Here is a 19,814-nt window from a genome sequence, read left to right as displayed (position 1 = left end):
CGAGAGCGCGCCGTCGGATGTCGCCCACCATGCCGCGGGTCGTATTGAGATCGAGATTGCCGGCGCGCGCATGACCGTGATCGGCTCGGTGGCGCCCGAATTGGCGCAGGCGATGGTGGCGGCGTTGCGAGGACGCCGGTGATCGGACTTTCGCCGAATGGCGTGAAGATCATGGTGGCGACGCAGCCTGTCGACTTCCGGCGCGGCATGAATGGCCTTGTTGCGCTGGTGGCGTCAGCGCTTGCGGCCGATCCCTATTGTGGCGACGTGTTCGTGTTCCGCGCCAAGCGTCTCGATCGACTTCGCTGCATTTATTGAGACGGATCAGGCATGATCCTGGCGACGAAATGGTTGGAGGCGGGCAAGTTCGTTTGGCCGCCGATCCGCGATGGCGCGATGCAGATGAGTAGCCAGGAGTTCTCGCTTTTGCTGGCCGGCATTGACTGGACGCGCGTCAAACGAAACGCGGTGAGGAGGCCCTCAAAAGCAGGCTGATCCTATTGGTTTTGCTCGCAGATTCAGGATCATGTGCTAGGGTCCGGCATGCCGCTTCGACCCACCCCTTTGCCTCAGGATGCTGCGCAATTAACCCGGATCTTCTCTCGCTCGACGAGGAGAATGTCGATCTCAAAGCGCGCGTTGCCTTCCTGGAGCAGCAGCTCTTTGGGGCGAAGTCGGAGAAAATGACGACGATCGACCCGACGCAGGCGACGCTCGAGCTTGGCGACCTCAGCGACATTCCCGAAGCTGCCAATGACGATGTTGCGCCCGTCACCGAGGGGACACCGCAGGTTCGACGATCGCCGTCCCGCAATATCGGCCGTTTGCCCAAGCACCTTCCCCGCTAGAGGTTATCGAGCCGGAGAGCAGGGTTTGCCCGTGCTGCTCGTTCGAGCTTCATTGCATCGGCACGGATGTCAGCGAAGCGCTGGACATCGTGCCGGCGGTCGTCCGGGTCAAACGGACGATCCGGCCGCGCTATGCATGCCGGGCCTACGAGAGCGTTATTGTGCAGGCTCCGGCGCCGGCGCGCGTAATGGATGGCGGCATGGTGACCACGGCATTCGCTGCCCATGTCGCCGTTTCGAAGTTCGCTTGGCATCTGCCGCTGCATCGCCAGGCCCAGATGCTTGCCTCTTGCGGCGTGATCCTCGATCGCGGCACGCTTGGAGCCTGGGTGACGCGGATCGCCTGGTGGCTCGAGCTTCTCTATGATGCGCTCACCGCCTTCATCCGCTCCCAGCCGAGGGTATTTTGTGATGAGACCCCGCTTCCGCGGCTCGATCCGGGACGCAAACGCACCAAGCTCTGCCAACTCTGGGCGCAAGCGATCGACGACCGACTCTGGAATGGCCCGGCGCCGCCGGCGGTGGCCTATATCTTTGTCGAAAGCCGCAGCGCTCGCGAGATCGAGGGACAATTGTCGTCGTTTACCGGCGCGCTGCAGGTTGACGGATACCAAGCCTATAAAACTTTGGCCAAGCGCCGGGGGAAGAGCAATGTCGCCCCCATGCGGCTGGCGTTCTGCCTTGCCCATGCGCGGCGCAAGTTCGTCGATGTCGTCAAACTGACCGGCTCCGCGGAGGCGCTGTCGATCCTTGCCAGGATTGCCCAGTTCGATTCCAGACATCGTATAAGTATAATCATAAACAGCTTCCGCCTCGAGTGATACGCGGCCCCGATTTGACCGGAACGCAAAGGGTGTGTGCGCCACAAGCGGTCACAATTCTATCGAAGACCGAATACAACTATGCTGACCACTGAGCCTTCACGCCGCAACGTCACCATCCTTCAAATCACTGACACACACGCCATTCCCGTTCTTTGCTCACACGCAGCAATTGCGGGCACCGCTTCCTTTCACATGGCAACTTTCATTTTCGAAATTATGCTCCGCTCCATGTAATCCAGGAAGTCCGCCTTAAACTGTTTTGCATGCTCTTGGGCGAGACGCTCGGCCTCATCTGCGTTTTGCTCACGGATTGCTTCGACCATCTCTCGGTGGTGCTGGTTGAACCGCTCAACTGGGGAACCGAGGCTTGCAAACAGAAACTCACTGTGAAAATAAAGCATTCGTCGCCCCTCTTCCAAGATGCGCTTATAGAATCCCGCAAAGTACTGATTGCGGCCGGCTTGTGCGATCCGTAAATGGAAATCGTAATTGCCTTCAATCATCGGCAACCAGTCGCGAGTATCGAAGCTAAGCTTAGCTTTCTTTTCGTATATCCGGAGCGTGGCGTCGATCTCCTTTATATCGCGCTCTGACCGACAAATGGCAGCTGAGCGGTGGGTCGCGCGCTGCAAAAGGTCGAGAGCATCTAGGTATTCTGGCACGCTACGGAAGTCGAGCGGCGCAACAATTGTACTTCGGTTCTGAGCCATAATGACCAGACCCTCGCTAGCGAGGCGCACCAGAGCCTCTCGAATAGGCGAGCGCGAAAGTTGAAAGCGATTTCCCAGCCCTACCTCGTCCAATGGGGCGCTAGGAGGCAGGGCCATGCTTAGAATGTCGTGACGCAGTTCGGTATAGACGCGTGTGCTCGAGATTTCTCGAGGAAGGGTGGTCTCGTTACTCGGTACCGTTCCTTTTGCTGGCATGGTAATCTGCAATCCTCGCTCTAGAGTAACCGCGACAGCACCGTTGCCCATGTCGATCGGCATCGCCTCGCGCGCTATTAATGATTGTCGCATTCTATTACTAGCAATGTGGGTTAAGATCGACAACATTCACGCAGCATTGACTTAACAGTTCCTCAACCAAGCCAATCGACCCTGCTAAATGAAGCAGAAGCAGGCTCGCGCCCTTTGCGTCAACGCAGCAGGTCGAAAGCTTCGCCCCAGCAATCCGCAACCATATATCCGAGTTGATAAGGATCGCTGGGATCCACGCCAATTTGATGAATGCCGTGGACCCACCCTCGCCCAGAAATACGAGGCAAGATTGCCGTCCTTTCCCCGACCAGGGTATCTCCAACAATCGACACCTGGAATTCACTGTCTATGATTGAGCGCGCCACCCGTGTTTCGCCTATCTCAAACTGTCCACGGGCATGCATAACAGCCAGCCGCGCACTGTTGCCGGTACCGCACGGAGAGCGATCCACGCGGCCAGGCGCCTGAACAGTAACGCCCTTCATCCGTCCCTCGGCATCAGTGCCCACGAACATTGTATATGACAGGCCGTTGAGGGCGCTTATTTCAGGGTGGCGGACTTCGAGCTGCTCACCGATCGCCCGTTGAACTCTACATCCAATATCGACCAGCTTTCGGGCGTTCTGAGCGGTCAACTCAAGATCGAATTGCGCTGGATCAATCAACCCGTAGAAAATCCCACCGAAACTGATGTCAACTACCACTTTCCCGAGCCCCGCTACGTCGACGGTGACGTCCATGAGCAGGGGAAACGATGGCGGCATGTCAAGAGTGACGCGCTGGCACTTGCCATCAGAGCAGGCGGCAGTGGCTTTAACCAACCCAGCGGCGGTTTCGAGAATGACGACAGTTTCCGGTTGTCGCATCTCCAGCATTCCGGTCTCGAGCAGCACTGTGACAAGACAGATGCTGTTCGAACCAGACATTGCATGAGCCTTGTCCCCTTGGAGAATTATGAAAGCCGCGTCGGCTGTCGGATCGCATGGCCGTAGAAGTAGATTAGTGCTCATCTGAGCACAGCCGCGTGGCTCATTCACTAAGAATTTACGCAGAGAATCGTCGGTTCTATTAATATAGATCAGCTTGTCGGCAATCGTCTTGCCGGGAAGATCTATAACTCCTCCGGTCACGATGCGACCCACCTCTCCTTCAGCATGTGCCTCGACCATTGTGATGGTTTTTGTCCAGCGCATAGCATATTCCTAATCTGGCGAATATTCGGACGTTCATTTGAACACTGAGCAACGGCTCCGAGTCGATCGAATAACATTTTTTATCGGCCGACTATCCATTTCATATACACAGGCTGCATTGAGAACTGATCGTTCTGCATTCGGCGTTACTGTGGGCTGATACTTATGGCCCGTCCGGGCGCTTCGCCAACCAGTGCAACACGTCTCACCGGTTCCACCCGTTTGCCAGCGCCTTTGCCTGACCGCGAAAGGCTTTCGCCCGTTCATACAGGGGCCCCCATTCGGCAACGGGTACTAGGGAACCACCCGTCGTCCAAGAAACATGCGTTGCGTGCCGAAATGTTCGGCCGATCCCTTGCACCCGGCAATACCTACGTCCCGCGTCGCTCGCGGTTAGGAAAAGTGGCCCAAAGAAAGAAATGGCGGCAGATGGCTCTACTTGCATGCTCTCGGTCTCCCGTACGGACAGCATCATGTCCAGCATCTGTCCATCGTTGGCAGTGTAAATACCTGAGACTAGGTCCGCCATTAGGGGTGCTACGAATGGAGAAGCTCGGCCGACGGCTAGTCCGTCGGCCTCAGTCACATTGTCGAGACCGATCTCGTAAACGGAGACCGGACGGTGAACGCCCGACAGCAACTGAAGAAGCATGCAAGGAGAGGCCGACGGTTCTGCCCAAAAGCAATGCACGTTCCTGCCGAAAAGCGCCTTCAGTCCATATGTGATCCCCCCGGGCGCGCCTCCGACGCCGCAAGGCACGTAGACAAAGAGCGGATGATCGTCATCGACAACCACCTGCAGTTGCTCAAGCTGCGAAGCCAATTCGGCCGCGGCAGCGCCGTAGCCGGCAAATAGGTTTACAGAATGCTCGTCGTCGACAAAGTGGCATTTCGGATCGGATTTTGCGCTCTCGCGCCCCTGCTCAACTGCTACAGAGTAGTCACCTGCATGCTCGATCACCTCGACGCCCTTTTCGCGGAGGAGATCCTTCTTCCAGCTCTTGGCATCGCGCGACATATGCACGGCGGTGCGGAAGCCAAGGCTTGAGGCGATCATCCCAATGCTCAGTCCGAGATTACCCGTGCTACCAACGACAACCGAATAGTGTGAAAAGAGACGACGCGCGTCCGGGTGCGTGTAGTTCGGCATTCCGGACGACGGCGGTGGCAAGCCGTTCTCCGTCGCCACGCTCTCTGCAAAGGCAAGCACCTCATTAAACCCTCCACGCGCCTTGATCGACCCGGCGATTGGCAAGCAATGGTCCGCCTTGACAAGCCACCGCGGAATGTCCCAGCACTTGGCAAGGTCTTCGGCCGAGAAGAGCGGGGACTCCACGACTTTGGACAGAGCACGCGTCCCCGGGAAAGAGCGCTGAAGATGATAGTGGGCGTTGTGCAAACGACGCCGTGCATCGGCGATGTCTTTTTTATACGCCGTGACATCATGTGATGTTGAAAGAGCCGGGTTGATCCACAAGATCTGAGACTCCGCCGCCAGCTGGGCGAAAAGCCTGTCCTCGTTCTGCCCGGTGTCGTCAATCATAAGGTGTCTCCTGCGAGAGTGCTTTGATTCTGGTCATATCCTATGCAATCAACACATTCCGGTGTGGCGGCTACCGGAGCTGCACCCGGATTGATTACGTCTCAGTGTACTGGTCGTGAGCGACCAAAGAGCCTTTGTCCTTTCCACCAAATCCCGATTCCATATCCACCAACTCGGACCGCGAAATCGCCTTCGACACTTGGTCATAAAACTTATCTGTCGCCTCGGCATCCCATCGCATCGTCTCGATACTGGCAGGAAAATCGACGTTGCGGGAATCGTTAAGAGGCCTCCCGCAGTCAAGCGTAGCGCAAGCTCTTTCGACGTTTTTTTCGGTCGGGTCGGCAAAGCGCAGCAGCGTCTTTTTGGAGTCGCGCGGCGATTGGCGCGACCACGACCCACTTTCAAATACGCGCCCGGGGGCGACGGCTTAATCAATATCAACCTCAGCGACCGAAGAGACCTGCGCCAGTTCATTGCCACTCACTGCGTTGAGCGTCGCAAACGATTCGCCGCGTTCCGTGTTACGATAGTCGCCGTTGGTGAAGGGACAGGTCTCAAAAGCGACGGGGATTTTGATGTGGGCAACCACATCTGTCTCCTTGACAGATTTCCAGTCGATCAATTCACCCACGAGGCGATATTTTGCGACTTGAGGTCTTCGTAGAGAGTGCGAAATTCTAAGCGCTCAGCATCGGAGAGTCCGATCAGCGGGGCCCGGACATCGCCGATCGGAACACCGGCGAGGGAAGCACCATATTTGATATACTGGTTAAATTTCCCACCATTTTCGAGCAGATAGATCAAGGGCATCATCAACTTCATCAACTTGCGCCCAAGCAAGAAGTCTTCCTTCTTCACGCATGTATTGTAGAGGGCGACATGCTCCGCCGGCAGGAAGTTGGACGCCCCCGCGATCCATGAGCGCGTACCCCAAAGAAACTGGTCCAACACCTGGTCGTCAAAGCCACAGACGCGTTGCAGCTCGGGATAGAGGAGCATGTGCTCGTAATAGCGGGAAATTGAACCACTCGATTCCTTGATGGCAAAGATCTTTTTGATGTCGAGGACACCTTCCAGGAACTCTTTGTCCATGTCGACGCCGGTTCGTGCGGGGAAATTGTAGAGAATGATGGGCAACGACGTCCTTTCGGCGATATTGCGGAAATGCGCGATGAGTTCCGATTTGCCCGGCAGGGAGTAAGGCGGAGCAGCGAGCAGTTGCGCCCCATAGCCTAGACCCTCGGCGAACTTGGCGAGTTCAATCGTCTCTTCGGGCCGCATGCTGTTACTACCGACATACAGCGGAACGCTTCCCTGCACGACCTCGGCCACCCGCGTCAGAACGGCTTTTCGCTCCTCCACTGTCTGGGAGTAGTACTCGCCAGTTGAGCCGCCTGGAACAAGTGCATGCACGCCGTTGGAAACAAGGAACTCGACCAGCTTGTCCAAAGCTTTCAGGTCTACAAGTCCATCATTGTGATAGGGGGTAGCGAGGGCCGTGAGTATGCCGCTTAGTTGAGGTATCTGCATTGAAATCTCCCTGCATTGAGAACGAGGTACACCGCCGTACCGCCTGTTGTCGACATATTGTCGCGAGAACGATTTGTCAACGAATATCTGTCGGTCCGCCAGTGAACGGACACTGGCCAATCAAGTCGCCAATCCCAACTTTGCGGATCTCAGCGGCCTTTGTTGAGCTACAGCGCCGCGCGTCTTTTCAGACGCGCAAAGGACGCTGTAACAATTTGAATCTACGCATCGTGCTTTCCGAAAATCGATTCCGATTTTCGGGCCGACGCGCTAGCCTGCAGTTCTCACTGCGGCTCTGGTATTGATTGGCGCTGTCGGCTGTCGTGGGCGCTTGACACCGAGGACGCGAGTGGCCGTTGTCGCGTTGTACGGCATTTGTCTGGGCCGGCGATGTTTCGTCTGTCGTTGGCGGGAAGGGTTCGAGTCCGGCGGCATCACCGGGCCGCGCCTATCCGAGCATGGGCCAGGGCAAATTCCGCAGCATAGGATGGACCCAGGCCATCGCCACCTTGATGCGACGGACCAAGACGCGGACGTTCGCGCCGATCTTCAGGAGTTTCAGGCGGATCGTGCCGCAGGTCGCGTCGGCGAGCCGGGAGCGGGCGAGACGAGGAGGCGACAGGTGCAGACCAACGAGGCGAACCACAGCCGGAGCTGATTGTCACGCATGGTGTGAGCGCTGGTGCTGTCTGCATAAAGGTCGCGCTTGCGCGACGAGGTGACGATGAAGCGATGAAGCGCCGATTGGCGCTCTGCGTTGTCCGTTCGGCCTTGGCGACGACGCGCCGGCGGCGCGACTAGCCGTCTTCGTCGATCACGTGAAGTCGTGTGCGGAAGGGGCGCGCCGCCTGACCGGTTTCGCTGGCGTTTGTATGATAGCTGGTCAAGGGCGGAGGTGGACGTGCGCTGGGAGCGCGCCTGCCGCGCAGCCGTTCCACATTTGTTGTAACCCTTGTTGGCGTTTGCGCCAACAGCGTTTGTGGCGACAATGCCCGATGAAGTCAGTCGAACGCTTGAATGTCTGGAAAAGGGGCGCCCGGCCATAGCCCGGGCAACCGTGCGCGGTGTGCGGGTATACACGCGCAGGGGAACACTGTGAATTTGGATTGCGTTACGCCGATCTGAAGTTTGCTAATTTAGTTCCCCGCGCCCGCCATCTTCCGCCCGGCAATTGCCTTTTCAAGCCAGCCGAGCTCCAACGCGGGGACGGACGACAAAAGCAGGTCGGTATAGTCGTCGAACTGCGGCGTCAGCACCTGGCTCTTCGCCCCATAGCGCGCCACTTCGCCGCGATACATAACAGCAATGGAATCGGCGATCGACTTCACCGTGGCGATGTCATGGGTGATGAAGAGATAGGCGACCTGTTCGATCTCTTGGAGATTGAGCAAGAGCTTGAGGATGCCGTTCGCCACCAGCGGGTCGAGTGCCGAGGTCACCTCGTCGCAGATGATCAGCTTCGGCTTGGCCGCAAGCGCCCGGGCGATGCATACGCGCTGTTTCTGGCCGCCCGACAGTTCGGCGGGATAACGGTCGATGAAGCCGGTGCCCATCTCGATTTCCTCGAGCAACTCCTTCACCCGCCTATCGCGCTCGGCGCCGCGCAGGCCGAAATAGAAGGTCAGCGGCCGGCCGATGATGGTGCCGACGGTGTGGCGCGGGTTCATCGCCACGTCGGCCATCTGGTAGATCATCTGCAACTGGCGAAGGTCTTCCTTGGTCCGGTCGGCAAGCTTGTTGGAGAGCTTGCGGCCGTCGAAGATCACCTCGCCCTGCTGCGGCGGCAGGAGGCCGGTAATGGCGCGGGCAAGGGTCGACTTGCCCGAGCCGGATTCGCCCACGACCGCCAATGTCTGGCCGGGATGGATGTCAACCGACACATTCTTCAGCACCTTGACGATGCCATTGCCATAGGCGGCCGTGACATTCTTCACCGACAGGATCGGCTTCGGCGTCGGCTGTTTCTCCTGATGCTCAATGTGATGCACCGAGACCAACGCCTGGGTATAGCTCTCCCTGGGTTCCTTGATGATCTGCTGTGTTGTGCCTTTCTCGACCATCTTGCCGTGACGCAACACCATGATGTCGTCGGCGACCTGGGCCACGACCGCGAGGTCATGGGTGATGTAAAGCGCGGCGACACCGGTGGCGTGGATCGCTTCCTTGATAGCTGCGAGCACGTCGATCTGCGTCGTCACGTCGAGCGCGGTGGTTGGCTCGTCGAAAATGATCAAATCGGGCTCTGGGCAGAGCGCCATCGCGGTCATCACGCGCTGCAGCTGGCCGCCCGAGACTTGGTGCGGATACCGCTTGCCGATGTTATCAGGGTCGGGAAGGCTGAGCTTCGTGAACAGCGAAACGGCCCGCCGCTCTGCCTCCACGCGGTTGGCGACACCGTGCGTGAGGCAGGCCTCGACAACCTGGTCCATCAGCCGCTGAACCGGATTAAAGGCCGCTGCCGCCGATTGCGCGACATAGCAGACTTCGTGGCCGCGCAGCTTGCGGATGCCGTTCTTGCCCTGCTTGAGGATATCCCGACCGTTGAGGATGACCTCGCCGCCGGTGATGCTCACGCCGCCGCGGCCGTAGCACATCGGCGACAGGCCGACGGTGGATTTGCCGGCGCCGGATTCGCCGATCAGGCCGAGTACCTTGCCCTTCTCCAGCGTCAGCGACACGTCGTCGACGATGGTGATCGTCCTCGGCTTCTCGCCGGGCGTATAGGTCGTCGCCTCGATGCGGAGATTTTTGATGTCGAGCAGCGTCTCAGCCATTGCCGCGCCCTCCCTTGAGATCGGTCGTGCGGTTCAGGATCCAGTCCGCGACGAGGTTGACGGAGATGGCCAGCACCGCGATCGCCGCGGCCGGGATCAGCGCGGCCGGAATGCCGAAGATGATCCCGTCCTTGTTCTCCTTGACCATGCCACCCCAATCGGCTTCCGGCGGCTGCACGCCGAGGCCGAGGAAGGAGAGCGCCGAGAGGAACAGCACCGCATAGATGAAGCGCAGGCCGAATTCCGACACCAGCGGCGACAGCGCGTTGGGAAGGATCTCGGCAAAGATCACCCACCATTTGCTCTCGCCACGCAGCTTGGCTGCCTCGACGAAATCCATGACATTGAGGTCGACCGCCACCGCCCGCGACAGGCGATAGACGCGGGTGGAATCGAGCACGCCCATGACGATGATCAACGTGGCAAGAGTCGATGGCAGCACGGAGAGCACCACCAGCCCAAAGATCAGCGTCGGGATCGCCATGAGCAAGTCGACGAAGCGCGACATCAGCGTGTCGAACCAGCCGCCGACCACTGCGGCGGTGAAGCCGAGGATCGCGCCCATGCAGAAGGATAGCAGCGTCGCGAGAACCGCGATCAGGATCGTGGTCTGTGCGCCATGGATCATCCGCGACAGCAGGTCGCGGCCGAGATTGTCGGTGCCAAAGAGGAACTTTGCCGACATCGGCTCCCACACGCCGCCAGCGATCTCACCGAGGCCATAGGGCGCGACGACATGGGCGAAGATCGCCACGAGGAAGAACAGGGCTGTGATGATCAAGCCGATCAGCGCGCCGGTGGGAATGCGTCTTAGCATGGGCGCACTCTCTCACTTCGGATGCCGGAGGCGCGGATTGGCGAGAATGGACGCCACGTCGGCCACGACATTGAGGAAGATGTAGACCGCCGCGAAGATGAGGCCGACGGCCTGCACTACTGGCACGTCGCGCTTGGCGACATGATCGACGAGATATTGTCCCATGCCGGGATAGACGAAGATTACCTCGACCACGACCACGCCCACCACTAGGAAGGCCAGATTAATCGTGACGACGTTGATGATCGGCGCGATGGCGTTGGGGAAAGCGTGCTTGCGGATGATCTCGAAGGCGCTGAGGCCCTTGAGTTCGGCAGTTTCGATATAGGCCGACTGCATGACGTTGAGGATCGCGGCACGCGTCATGCGCATCATATGCGCCAACACGCCCAGCGTCAGCGCGGTACAGGGCAACGCGATCGCCTTCATCTTTTCGAGGAACGGCATGCCTTCATGGACTGTCGAGATCCCCGGTAAGATTGGGAAGGTGACGGCGAAGATGAAGACCAGCAGATAGCCGATGAAGAATTCCGGCAGCGAGGTCGAGGCCAGCGCAAAGCCGGAAATCAGCTTGTCGATCGGCCCATTGCGATAGCGCACCGCAAGCAGGCCGAGGATGATCGCGAGCGGCACGGAGATGATCGCCGCCCAGAAGGCGAGGAACAGCGTGTTCCACAACCGCTCCTTAATGGAGGTGGCGACATCGAGCCTACTGGTGAGCGCGGTGCCCAGGTCGCCCTGTAGGATTCCGAATAGCCAGTGGAAGTATCTGACATAGGCCGGATCGTTGAGACCCATTTCCTTTCTGAGATTCTCGAGCGCCACCGGCGTCGCCGCTTGGCCGAGAATGGATTGCGCGACGTCGCCGGGCAGGAGGTTGGTGCCGACGAAGATCAGCACCGACACGGCCAGCAACAGCAGGATACCCAGCGCAACGCGCTGGGCAATAAGCTTCACGATCGGAGAAGACATGGGCGCACGGCCTATATCAGGCCTGGAGCCAGCACTTGGACAGCGCGTAGCCGCCCATGATTTCCTGGTTGGGGTCTTCCTGCCAGCCGCCGACGTGTGGACCGGTCGCGTCGATGAAGTTATTAAACATTGGCGCGATCACGCCGCCTTCGTCGCGGACGATTTGGCCCATGTCGGCATAGAGCTTCTTGCGCTTGTCGGCATCGAGTTCGGCGCGTGCCTGGAGCAGCATCTGGTCGAACTTGTCGTTGAAGAAGTGAGTTTCGTTTAAGCCCGCCTTGGAATAGTAAACGGTGGAATACATTTGGTCCTGGGTCGGACGACCGCCCCAATAGGAAGCCGAGAAGGGCATGTTCGCGACTGCTGACCAATAGCCATCGCTCGGCTCGCGCTTGACTTCCATCGTAATCCCCGCCTTGGCTGCGCTCTGCTGATAGAGCTGGGCCGCCTCTGTGGCGCCTGGAAAAGCAGCTTCGGAGGTGTGAAGCAGGATCGAGCCCGAATGGCCTGACTTCTTGTAGTGGAAAGCCGCCTTGTCTGGATCGTACTTACGCTGCTCCATCTCGGTAAACAGCGGATAAGGCGCGTTGATCGGCGTGTCGTTTCCAACAGTGCCATAACCCATCAGGATCTTCTGGACCATCTCCTCGCGGTCGACGGCGTATTTCAGCGCGAGTCGCAGGTCGTTGTTGTCGAAAGGCGGCGTATCGCATTGGACGACGAAGATATAGTGGCCGCGACCGGAGACATTCTGGATCGTGACGCCCGGAACGCGCTTGATAAGCTCGACAACCTTCGGTGGGACGCGGTTGATCATATGCACCTGACCGCTCTGCAGCGCCGTTATGCGGGCGGTGTCATCGTTGATCACGATGATTTCGATCTGGTCGGCAAAGCCGCGGTCGTCGCGCCAGTAACCAGCGAACCTTTCGCCCCCGAGGCGGACGCCCGCTTCGTTGACCGTGACCTTGTAGGGGCCGGTCCCGACGCCTTCAGTTGGGTTATCCTTTCCGCCGTTCGGTTGGATCATCAGGTGATAGTCGTCCATAAGGAACGGCAGGTCGACATTGGGTTCCTTGAGTGTGAAGACCACGTTCTGACCGTTCACGGCAATCTTGTCGATGCCCTGCATGATTCCAAGCGCAACCGACTTCGAGTTGGCGTCGGAGTGGCGCTCCATGGTGGCCGCCACGTCGGCCGGCGTCATTTCCTTGCCATTGTGGAACTGCACACCCTTGCGGATCTTGAACGTCCAGACCTTGGCACCCTCAGAAGAACCCCACTCCTCGGCAAGCCCCGGCTGAAGTTCACCATGTGCGTCGAGTTGGACGAGTTGTTCGCCCCACTGGCGGCAAAAGAGAACGGGAGCAGAGCCCGATACAGTCGCAGGATCGAGACTATCCGCAGCCGATGCACCCTGCACCCCCGCTTTAAGCAAGCCGCCCTTGACAGGTCCCTCGGCTCTCGCGGCGGCGGCAAGGAAGTTGTTCGCCAAAGCCGCGCTTACACCGAGCGCTGCGGCCCGTCCTAAGAACGCGCGTCGGGACAGTTTGCCTTTCGCGACCCACTCGCTGAGATAAAGCATTTCCTCATTCATTGTAGTTCCCCTTTCGTCCACGCCTTTATGGCTGCTGGTTCGTTTTATGATCCGCGCAAACTGGCCGCGTCACCGCTCTCGATGACTGTGACCGCCCTCGATCACTCGTAAATCGCTCTCAGTATAAGCGGCGCCCCCAATGCTGATGCCGACATCGACGGCTCCATTCGAATCGCCTCGACTTCCGAGCATTCTCGACCTTAGATGGGCTGGGGAAGAGCGGATTCGTTTGCGCGCGCCCGCCGAAGCCTGGCGCCGTTCACCCAGCAGGGACCAACGGGGTAGCACAGGCTCGCCTGGTGCGTTGAGCCACACATTCCCGTGTCAACGGCCTGCACATAGTTTCCTTTGCTCATATGGAACGTCTCACATATGCGTATTGTCGACATTTTGTCGCGACTTGTCAACTGTTTTTTGAGACCAGTCTAAGTGACGCGCGCTGGTGAGGCGTTCGTTCTCCAACCACTGTCACCGGCACGAACATGACCGGCTGTGAGCAGGCTTGCTCGGATCGTCGGGAGGTCAGCCCGGCTTCGCGGGGCCAGACATTTCAGCAAACCGCGATTGACGCCCAGCGCCGGGCGGCGGCCGAAATGTTCACGTCGGGTTCTGCGCTTTCGACAAGGATCCGTGTCTTCTCTTCGTCGGTCCAATTCGTCGCTGGCATCGAACGGTAATCACCTCGATCCGCCGGTAGCCTCCATTATGCTTGGCTTCATCCATGGCACGGCACCAGCGCGATCTCCAACCATCCTGTTCCCCTCCTGTCCATGAAGGAGCTTATCTCACGGTCTCAATCGGCAAAGACGAGGTGGGCTAGTAGTGCTCACACTCGTGATGACACGGAGGAGCGAGTTGTCTTTGCTCTCTAGCCCTCACGCGGCATGCGCCAGCCGCTCGCGACCGCCCATGGCGTCGCAGACGTAGGAGTCTCCAGTGGCCTCGGTACCGCGCCCATTGAAGGCCTTTGCAACTTTCCTGTCGGCAAACACCCTGACGGCCGCCTCAGCCTAGCCAGAGCCAATCGCCGGAAGGTAGGTGAAACCTTTCGTCAAGATTGACGTGGCCGGCGGTGATCGCGCGCGACAAGCATTACAAAGTCGTTTGGTGATGGGACATGATAGGAATGTGGCCTCTCTGGCCCGAAATCCTGCGCGTAGGCCCCCTCCCGAACCGGACGAAGTCCGCGAACTTTGGTACCGCAAGGAAGCGGGCCACCTGAGGCCGCTAGCCGATTGTCCAATTAATTTCGTTTCTTGGGGTTGAGGTGCACGAGAGGCTCTCAAGGACATTGCGAAGCGCTTCGTAGTGTGCAGATGGTGAAAACCACGGCGGCGAAAATCCGTGTTTTCTCAATGGGGCAGATCGTTTTAGCTTAGCTAGTGCCCGTCCATAAACGCCTGTTTTTGTGGGGTTTTGATAGACCCAACGGCTCCTGACCATGTCTTCGATCTTGAGACCGCGCTTCTTGTGGAAGGCCATGTCGCGGATGCCGCAGGCTTTGGCTCCGCTCAGATTCTCGCGGCTGGCATAGCCGCCGTCGGCCGCCGCCTGACGCGGCGGCTCGCCGTAAAAAGCGATGTGGCGTTCCAGCATCGGCAGCAGGCGTTCGCTGTCGGCCGGGTTGCCCGGTTCGATGACAAGGTCGAGGATCAGTCCGCTTGTGCCGGTGGAGTTTATATGAGGATGGTCAAGCTGGAACGGGTGTGTCAGGGCAACATTTCTTCACCTTCTCGATGTGTTGCGGAATCCATGGTCTGAGCCCGATGGCATGACGCGGCCCGTTTATCCGAGCCCGATCCAACTTATATACGGTCGCTGCTCGAAACAGCGGCACCAACATCCCGCTTGCGGCGGGGCACGGGCTCAGGAGGACGGGACCATTCTTGTGGCGGGGCATTTCAGGCCATCCCAATCTTCGGTTCGTCCACCTAGATCCGCCAGGACTGATCAGGCCCTGGAAGAAGTGCTGAGCTCACAGTCTATGGGTGAGCGGCAAGCTGCATCAGGCGCTCTTCATGACCGCCCCCTCGATGACGACGCCGGCGTTGACGTATTTCCACAGCGCCACGAGTAGCTTGCGGGCGAGCGCCACAATCGTCGCCTTCTTGAGGCGCCCGCCGTTCTGCTTCACCCGCTCCTTGAACCACAAGGAGAGCGCCGATTGCGGTTGATGCCGCAGCCATAGCCAGGCGAGCTGGATCAGCGTCGTTCGCAGCCTTGGATTGCCGGATTTCGAAACGCCCTGGTCCTGCGAGACGGAGCCGCTTTGCCAGGGGGTCGCCGCCAGGCCGGCATAGGCGGCCAGCTGTCGTCGGTTGTCGTAGTGCCGCGACAGGCCTTCCGTCCACAGCACGGCGGCAAACTCCTGCCCGATGCCCTTCAGGTCGAGCAGCATGGCCGGGGTTGGCGAGGCACTCTGCTCGGTCGCAAGCATGGCGTCGCGCTCGGCCTCGACCGCCTTGATCTGTTCCATCAGCAGTTCCAACCGATCGAGTTCGCGGTCAATCTGCTGCTTCAGATGGTCCGGCAGCGGACGCCCGTCGCCGGTCTTCAGCGCCTCAAGGCACCTGCGCCGGTCGCGCCGCAGCGGCTCGTAGCCGGAGACACCCTGGGCAAACAGCAGGCCCTTGATGCGGTTGACATGGCGGGTCCGCTCGTTCGTCAAGGCTTTGCGCTCACGCGAGAGGCGGCGACGGTCCTCTTCCTCGGGGGTGGGCACCCGCAGCATGGCGCAGACGCGCGGCTCGCCCCTCTTATAGGCGAGCAGCGCGCGCACCAGCGCCTCGCCGTCGATCTTGTCGGTCTTTGCCCGGCGCCGCCGGCGTGAAGTGGCGATCGAGGCCGGATCGACGACGTGGCTTTCGATTCCTTCGGCCTGCAGCACCCTATGGATCCAGAAACCGTCGAGCCCGGCCTCTTGGATGACGATGATCGGAAAGCATTTCCCGGTCCGCGCCTCGGCCTTCCGGTTGAGCTCGGCAAACCGCGCCAGCATGCCGGCCACGTCGCCGGCCGCCACCGCGTGTTTCGACATCTTCTCGCCAGCGCCCGGCGACAGCGAGGTGATCAGCCATTTCGAACGGCTGAGTTCCAACGAGACGAAAATAGCGCCAAGATCAGTGCGGATAGCGGTCGACGCATCGGGTCGGTGTGCTGCAACGGGCATGCTCGGCCTCCAAGATAAGGTGTCTAGGGTTTAGCAACCTCACCTTTGCCACAGCGCAGGTCGCTATCCACCCTCCTCATAGGATCTTGTGGCCGTAGTCGACGTCGCGGCTGCCCTTGACGATGATGTCGACATGCGGCTCGAACAGGCTCGCCAGCTTCTCGCCAGCCGGCACCGCCTCGCCGGCCAGGACCCGCCGCTCGGTCTGGGCAATGATCCGCTCGATTAGCGGCTTGTAGCGGCAGACTTGCGCCTGCCAGAGTTCGACCGCCGGGCCCGTCGCGAGGAGCAACTGTCTACTCGCCTGCTGCAGATAGCCCAAGGTGGTGCGCGTGATCTTGAGCAGTTCGCGGTAGTGCTTCACTCGTTTCGGGCGACCGCGGGTATATTCGATCGCTCGAGCCCGCTTCTTCGCCGCGCGACGATGGTCGTGCCATGGGATGGCGTGACCCAGTGCATCAGCCTGCTGCAACAGTCGCACCATCACCCGGACAGCGTCCCATAACAGGCTGCTGTCGCTCGGCTCATGGATCGATGCGGCGGTAACGGTGCTGTCCACACGCACGACCTTGCCGCTTTCCAGTTTCTCCTGCCGGGCGCTCGCCAGCAGCACCCGGTTAATCTCTTCAAAGGTTTGCGCCCGGATCGCGCTGATTGTCTTGTGCAAGACCGACTTCTTCGGGTTCCACCCCCATATGTGGACGTATATGGACCCCGCCCGATTGCAACAGGTTGGCTGAATCCGGTTGATGGTCACAACTGCTGACGTATATCCGGCTTCTTCATGCGGCTCGATGTTCAGCGCCGCGAGCCTCGATGGGTTTTCGCCCGCTTCCACCTCAACGGCCCCCAGACATCGGCCCCCAGACATCGGCCGAAGCCGTGCCGGTCCACACACCAGGTTCGGGAAGCGACGGGGTGACCGTTTCGCCATCTCCTGCCATTTTGCTGCAATTGCCGAGGTGGGACCTCCTTCTCGCTCTCGACGGGACCGTCAGGCTGCTTTCACCGACAGGTCCGGTTGATAGGCCGCATTACCCGAGAGCATCGACCAGACGATCCTCGCATTCTTGTTGGCGAGCGCGACCGCCGCGACATTGGGGTGCCGCCGTTGCCGCAACTTGCCGAGCCAGAGGCTCCGCGGATCCTGTTTGCCGCCGGCGCGACCGAGAGCGGCGCGAGCGCCGTGGATCATCAGCGTGCGCAAATAACGGTCGCCGCGTTTGCTGATGCCGAACAGTCGGACCCGTCCTCCACTTGATCGCTGCTTCGGCACAAGGCCCAGCCAGGCCGCGAACTGGCGGCCGTTCTTGAAGCAGGTTCTGTCACCGACAGCTGCAATCAATGCCGTCGCCGTTATCGGCCCAATGCCTTCGATATTGCCGAGGCGTTGGCACGGCTCGCTGTTGCGGAAGATTTCCCGTATCCGGCGATCATGGGATGCAATTCGCCGATCCAGTTCTGCCAATTCCTCCCGCAGATCCCTCATGAGAGAACGCATCAGCTCGCTGAGGCCGTCATCGCAGCCTGCCATGATCTCGGCGAGGCCACGTCGCAACTGGGTGATGTCCCTCGGGATGACGATGCCGTGCTCGGCAAGAAGGCCGCGCACCTGGTTCACCAGCTTGACCCGATCCGATACCAGGCGACGGCGAATGCGATGGACGGCCTGCACGGCCAACTGTTCAACGGATTTCGGCGGCACGAAGCGCATGGACGGCCGGCCGACCGCTTCACAGATGGCTTCTGCATCGTTCCGGTCGTTCTTGTTCGACTTGACGTATGGCGTCACGAACTGAGGGCTGATCAGCCGCACCTGATGGCCAAGCTCGGTGAGCACGCGAGCCCAATAATGCGCCCCGTTCGAAGCCTCCATGCCGACCAGACACGCCGGCAAATTGGCGAAGAAGCGGGCCACTGCATCGCGATGCAGCCTCTTTCGCACAACGACATTCCCGTGCTTGTCGACGCCGTGAACCTCGAAGACATACTTCGCCAAATCGAGACCTATCCGAACGACCTGCATGACATCCTCCTTCATCGCAGTTGACGTTCGAGATTCCACCTCGCCGCGAGGGCGCGGGTCCATACCATTGGCTCCCATTTGCAAGCTTTTTTGCAGACATTTTTGATCGGATCGCTTGCTTCCATATGTGCGGCCTTTGTGTGTGGTCGCACATGACCACTGGCCAAGATGGTTTCCGCAACGCGTGTTCCTAACACGGCAACGGCCTTGGAGGGCCACTGGGGGTGACGGAGTGTCACGCGTCTTGGATCGATCGATCGCACCATCTGCTTTCTCTTGCAAGTTCACAGCATTAGCTCAAACACGGTAGCCTTATCGTGCTCACCGTGGTGGCCAATCTCTTATGTTGCTGCGTTTTGTCCTTCTGTCCGCCGATACGTTTCGCCGCTTACCATGAGCTTCCAGGCGATACGGGCGATCTTGTTGGCGAGCGCCACCGCAACCAGTTTCGGTTTTTTCCGTTGGAGGAGTTCGGTGAGCCATCGAGAAGCATGTCTGCTTCGACCTGCTCTGACGTGCTGAAGAATAGCAGTTGCGCCAACCACCAACGTGCTCCGTAGCATTTCATCGCCGGCACGGGTGATCACCCCAAGCCTGACCTTGCCGGCAGTCGAATGGTCTTTGGGCGTCAGCCCGATCCAGGCGGCAAAATCTCGACCGGACTTAAACATCCGAGGGTCTGGGGTTTTCATCATCAAGAGCGATGCGCCAACCGGCCCAACACCCGGAATTTCGGCCAGGCGCCTGCTGCATTCATCGGAGCGATGCAACGCAGCCAATTTTTCCTCGACGGCTTTCGTCTCGGCAAGCAAGTCTCGATATTCAACGCCATGCATGGCAAAAAGCTCGCGGGCTAGTTCAGGTAGGGATTGATCAGCGGCTATTCGCTCCAATAGCGGTTCGATCCGGCACATGCCCGTGGCCGCGACAATGCCGAACTCCATGGCAAAACCGCGAATGGCATTGGCGAGCTGTGTCCGATTACGGATAAGTCTCTCTCGCACGCCGACCAACATCAATGCCGCCTGCTGGTCGGCGGTTTTCACCGGAACGAACCGCATGGTGGGTCGGCTCATCGCCTCACACAAAGCTTCCGCATCCGCCGCGTCATTCTTGCCGCGTTTTACATACGGCTTCGCCAGCTGAGGCGCGATCAATTTCACTTCGTGCCCGAAGGAAGCTAATAACCTCGCCCAATGATGAGCGCCTCCGCAGGCTTCGAGTGCGATGGAGGTAGGCGCCGCTTTCTCGAAGAATTTCACCATCTCCCTCCGCGAGAGCTTCTTGCGCAGGATCGGTAGCTCGGCTGCATTCACGCCATGCAATTGGAAAACGCTTTTTGACGTATCCATGCCAATTCGGATAATCTGTTCCACGGACGGTCTTCCCTCGATTGAGCTTTCAACGAACTCATTCTGGCACATCGCGATGCCGTTGGGAGCCGTCCACATGGGGTAATCGCGGGAGCGAGTCGCCCTGAAAAACAATCAAGCTTTGGAAGGTGGCTGTTCCCCGGTAGATGGAAATACGGGCTCACG

At 59.3% G+C, this 19,814-nt stretch carries 12 protein-coding genes and 6 pseudogenes; 3 read left to right on the top strand and 15 right to left on the bottom strand.

Annotation, left to right across the window (positions count from 1 at the left end; all coding sequences use genetic code 11):
* The 3 pseudogenes from QN219_RS32655 to tnpC all read left to right on the top strand — a co-directional run.
* Positions 1 to 142: pseudogene (locus tag QN219_RS32655) on the top strand (IS66 family insertion sequence element accessory protein TnpB); the annotation flags it as partial.
* Positions 139 to 495 (top strand): annotated as a pseudogene (tnpB, locus tag QN219_RS32650) (IS66 family insertion sequence element accessory protein TnpB). The pseudogenes QN219_RS32655 and tnpB, both read left to right, overlap by 4 nt.
* A gap of 48 nt (positions 496 to 543) precedes the next feature.
* Positions 544 to 1,615: pseudogene (gene tnpC / locus QN219_RS32645) on the top strand (IS66 family transposase); the annotation flags it as partial.
* A gap of 245 nt (positions 1,616 to 1,860) precedes the next feature.
* Here the strand turns inward: tnpC and QN219_RS32640 are convergent.
* From QN219_RS32640 to QN219_RS32570, 15 genes and pseudogenes are all read right to left on the bottom strand, one after another.
* Positions 1,861 to 2,661, bottom strand: a complete 801-nt coding sequence (locus QN219_RS32640; protein WP_284004565.1) for a GntR family transcriptional regulator — start codon at positions 2,659 to 2,661, stop codon at positions 1,861 to 1,863.
* A 149-nt stretch (positions 2,662 to 2,810) separates the two neighbouring features.
* A complete protein-coding gene (locus QN219_RS32635) occupies positions 2,811 to 3,845 on the bottom strand; it encodes a proline racemase family protein (RefSeq protein ID WP_284004563.1) in 1,035 nt (344 codons plus the stop codon).
* A 205-nt stretch (positions 3,846 to 4,050) separates the two neighbouring features.
* Positions 4,051 to 5,388 carry a D-serine ammonia-lyase gene (locus QN219_RS32630; protein ID WP_284004561.1) on the bottom strand — a complete coding sequence of 446 codons (1,338 nt, stop codon included), beginning with the start codon at positions 5,386 to 5,388 and terminating at the stop codon, positions 4,051 to 4,053.
* A gap of 430 nt (positions 5,389 to 5,818) precedes the next feature.
* A complete protein-coding gene (locus tag QN219_RS32625) occupies positions 5,819 to 6,022 on the bottom strand; it encodes a hypothetical protein (RefSeq protein ID WP_284004559.1) in 204 nt (67 codons plus the stop codon).
* A complete protein-coding gene (locus QN219_RS32620) occupies positions 6,010 to 6,921 on the bottom strand; it encodes a dihydrodipicolinate synthase family protein (RefSeq protein WP_284004558.1) in 912 nt (303 codons plus the stop codon). The genes QN219_RS32625 and QN219_RS32620 overlap by 13 nt, the downstream gene beginning before the upstream one ends.
* Before the next feature lie 434 nt (positions 6,922 to 7,355).
* Positions 7,356 to 7,718 (bottom strand): annotated as a pseudogene (locus QN219_RS32615) (transposase); the annotation flags it as partial.
* 339 nt (positions 7,719 to 8,057) lie between these two features.
* On the bottom strand, positions 8,058 to 9,695 hold the full coding sequence (locus QN219_RS32610) for an ABC transporter ATP-binding protein (RefSeq protein WP_284004556.1): 1,638 nt from the start codon (positions 9,693 to 9,695) through the stop codon (positions 8,058 to 8,060).
* Positions 9,688 to 10,512: an ABC transporter permease gene (locus tag QN219_RS32605; RefSeq protein ID WP_284004554.1), complete on the bottom strand. Its 825-nt coding sequence runs from the start codon at positions 10,510 to 10,512 to the stop codon at positions 9,688 to 9,690. The genes QN219_RS32610 and QN219_RS32605 overlap by 8 nt, the downstream gene beginning before the upstream one ends.
* Before the next feature lie 12 nt (positions 10,513 to 10,524).
* Positions 10,525 to 11,484 (bottom strand): ABC transporter permease, encoded by a 960-nt coding sequence (locus QN219_RS32600; protein ID WP_284004553.1) that lies wholly within the window; start codon positions 11,482 to 11,484, stop codon positions 10,525 to 10,527.
* A gap of 16 nt (positions 11,485 to 11,500) precedes the next feature.
* Complete coding sequence (locus tag QN219_RS32595; protein WP_284004551.1) at positions 11,501 to 13,081, bottom strand: ABC transporter substrate-binding protein; 1,581 nt, start codon at positions 13,079 to 13,081, stop codon at positions 11,501 to 11,503.
* Between the two features lie 1,416 nt (positions 13,082 to 14,497).
* Positions 14,498 to 14,776 (bottom strand): annotated as a pseudogene (locus QN219_RS32590) (transposase); the annotation flags it as partial.
* Between the two features lie 310 nt (positions 14,777 to 15,086).
* Entirely contained in the window at positions 15,087 to 16,250 is a 1,164-nt protein-coding gene (locus tag QN219_RS32585; RefSeq protein WP_284004548.1) for an IS110 family transposase, read from the bottom strand.
* A gap of 82 nt (positions 16,251 to 16,332) precedes the next feature.
* Positions 16,333 to 16,944: pseudogene (locus QN219_RS32580) on the bottom strand (ISNCY family transposase); the annotation flags it as partial.
* A gap of 300 nt (positions 16,945 to 17,244) precedes the next feature.
* On the bottom strand, positions 17,245 to 18,276 hold the full coding sequence (locus tag QN219_RS32575) for an IS110 family transposase (RefSeq protein WP_284004545.1): 1,032 nt from the start codon (positions 18,274 to 18,276) through the stop codon (positions 17,245 to 17,247).
* Between the two features lie 341 nt (positions 18,277 to 18,617).
* Positions 18,618 to 19,652, bottom strand: coding sequence for an IS110 family transposase (locus QN219_RS32570; RefSeq protein ID WP_284004543.1), 1,035 nt, complete (start codon positions 19,650 to 19,652; stop codon positions 18,618 to 18,620).
* Positions 19,653 to 19,814: the final 162 nt, after the last annotated feature.

This window comes from Sinorhizobium sp. 8-89 (assembly GCF_030124325.1).
Classification (GTDB): domain Bacteria; phylum Pseudomonadota; class Alphaproteobacteria; order Rhizobiales; family Rhizobiaceae; genus Sinorhizobium.
This window is presented reverse-complemented; position numbering and strand designations above follow the sequence as displayed.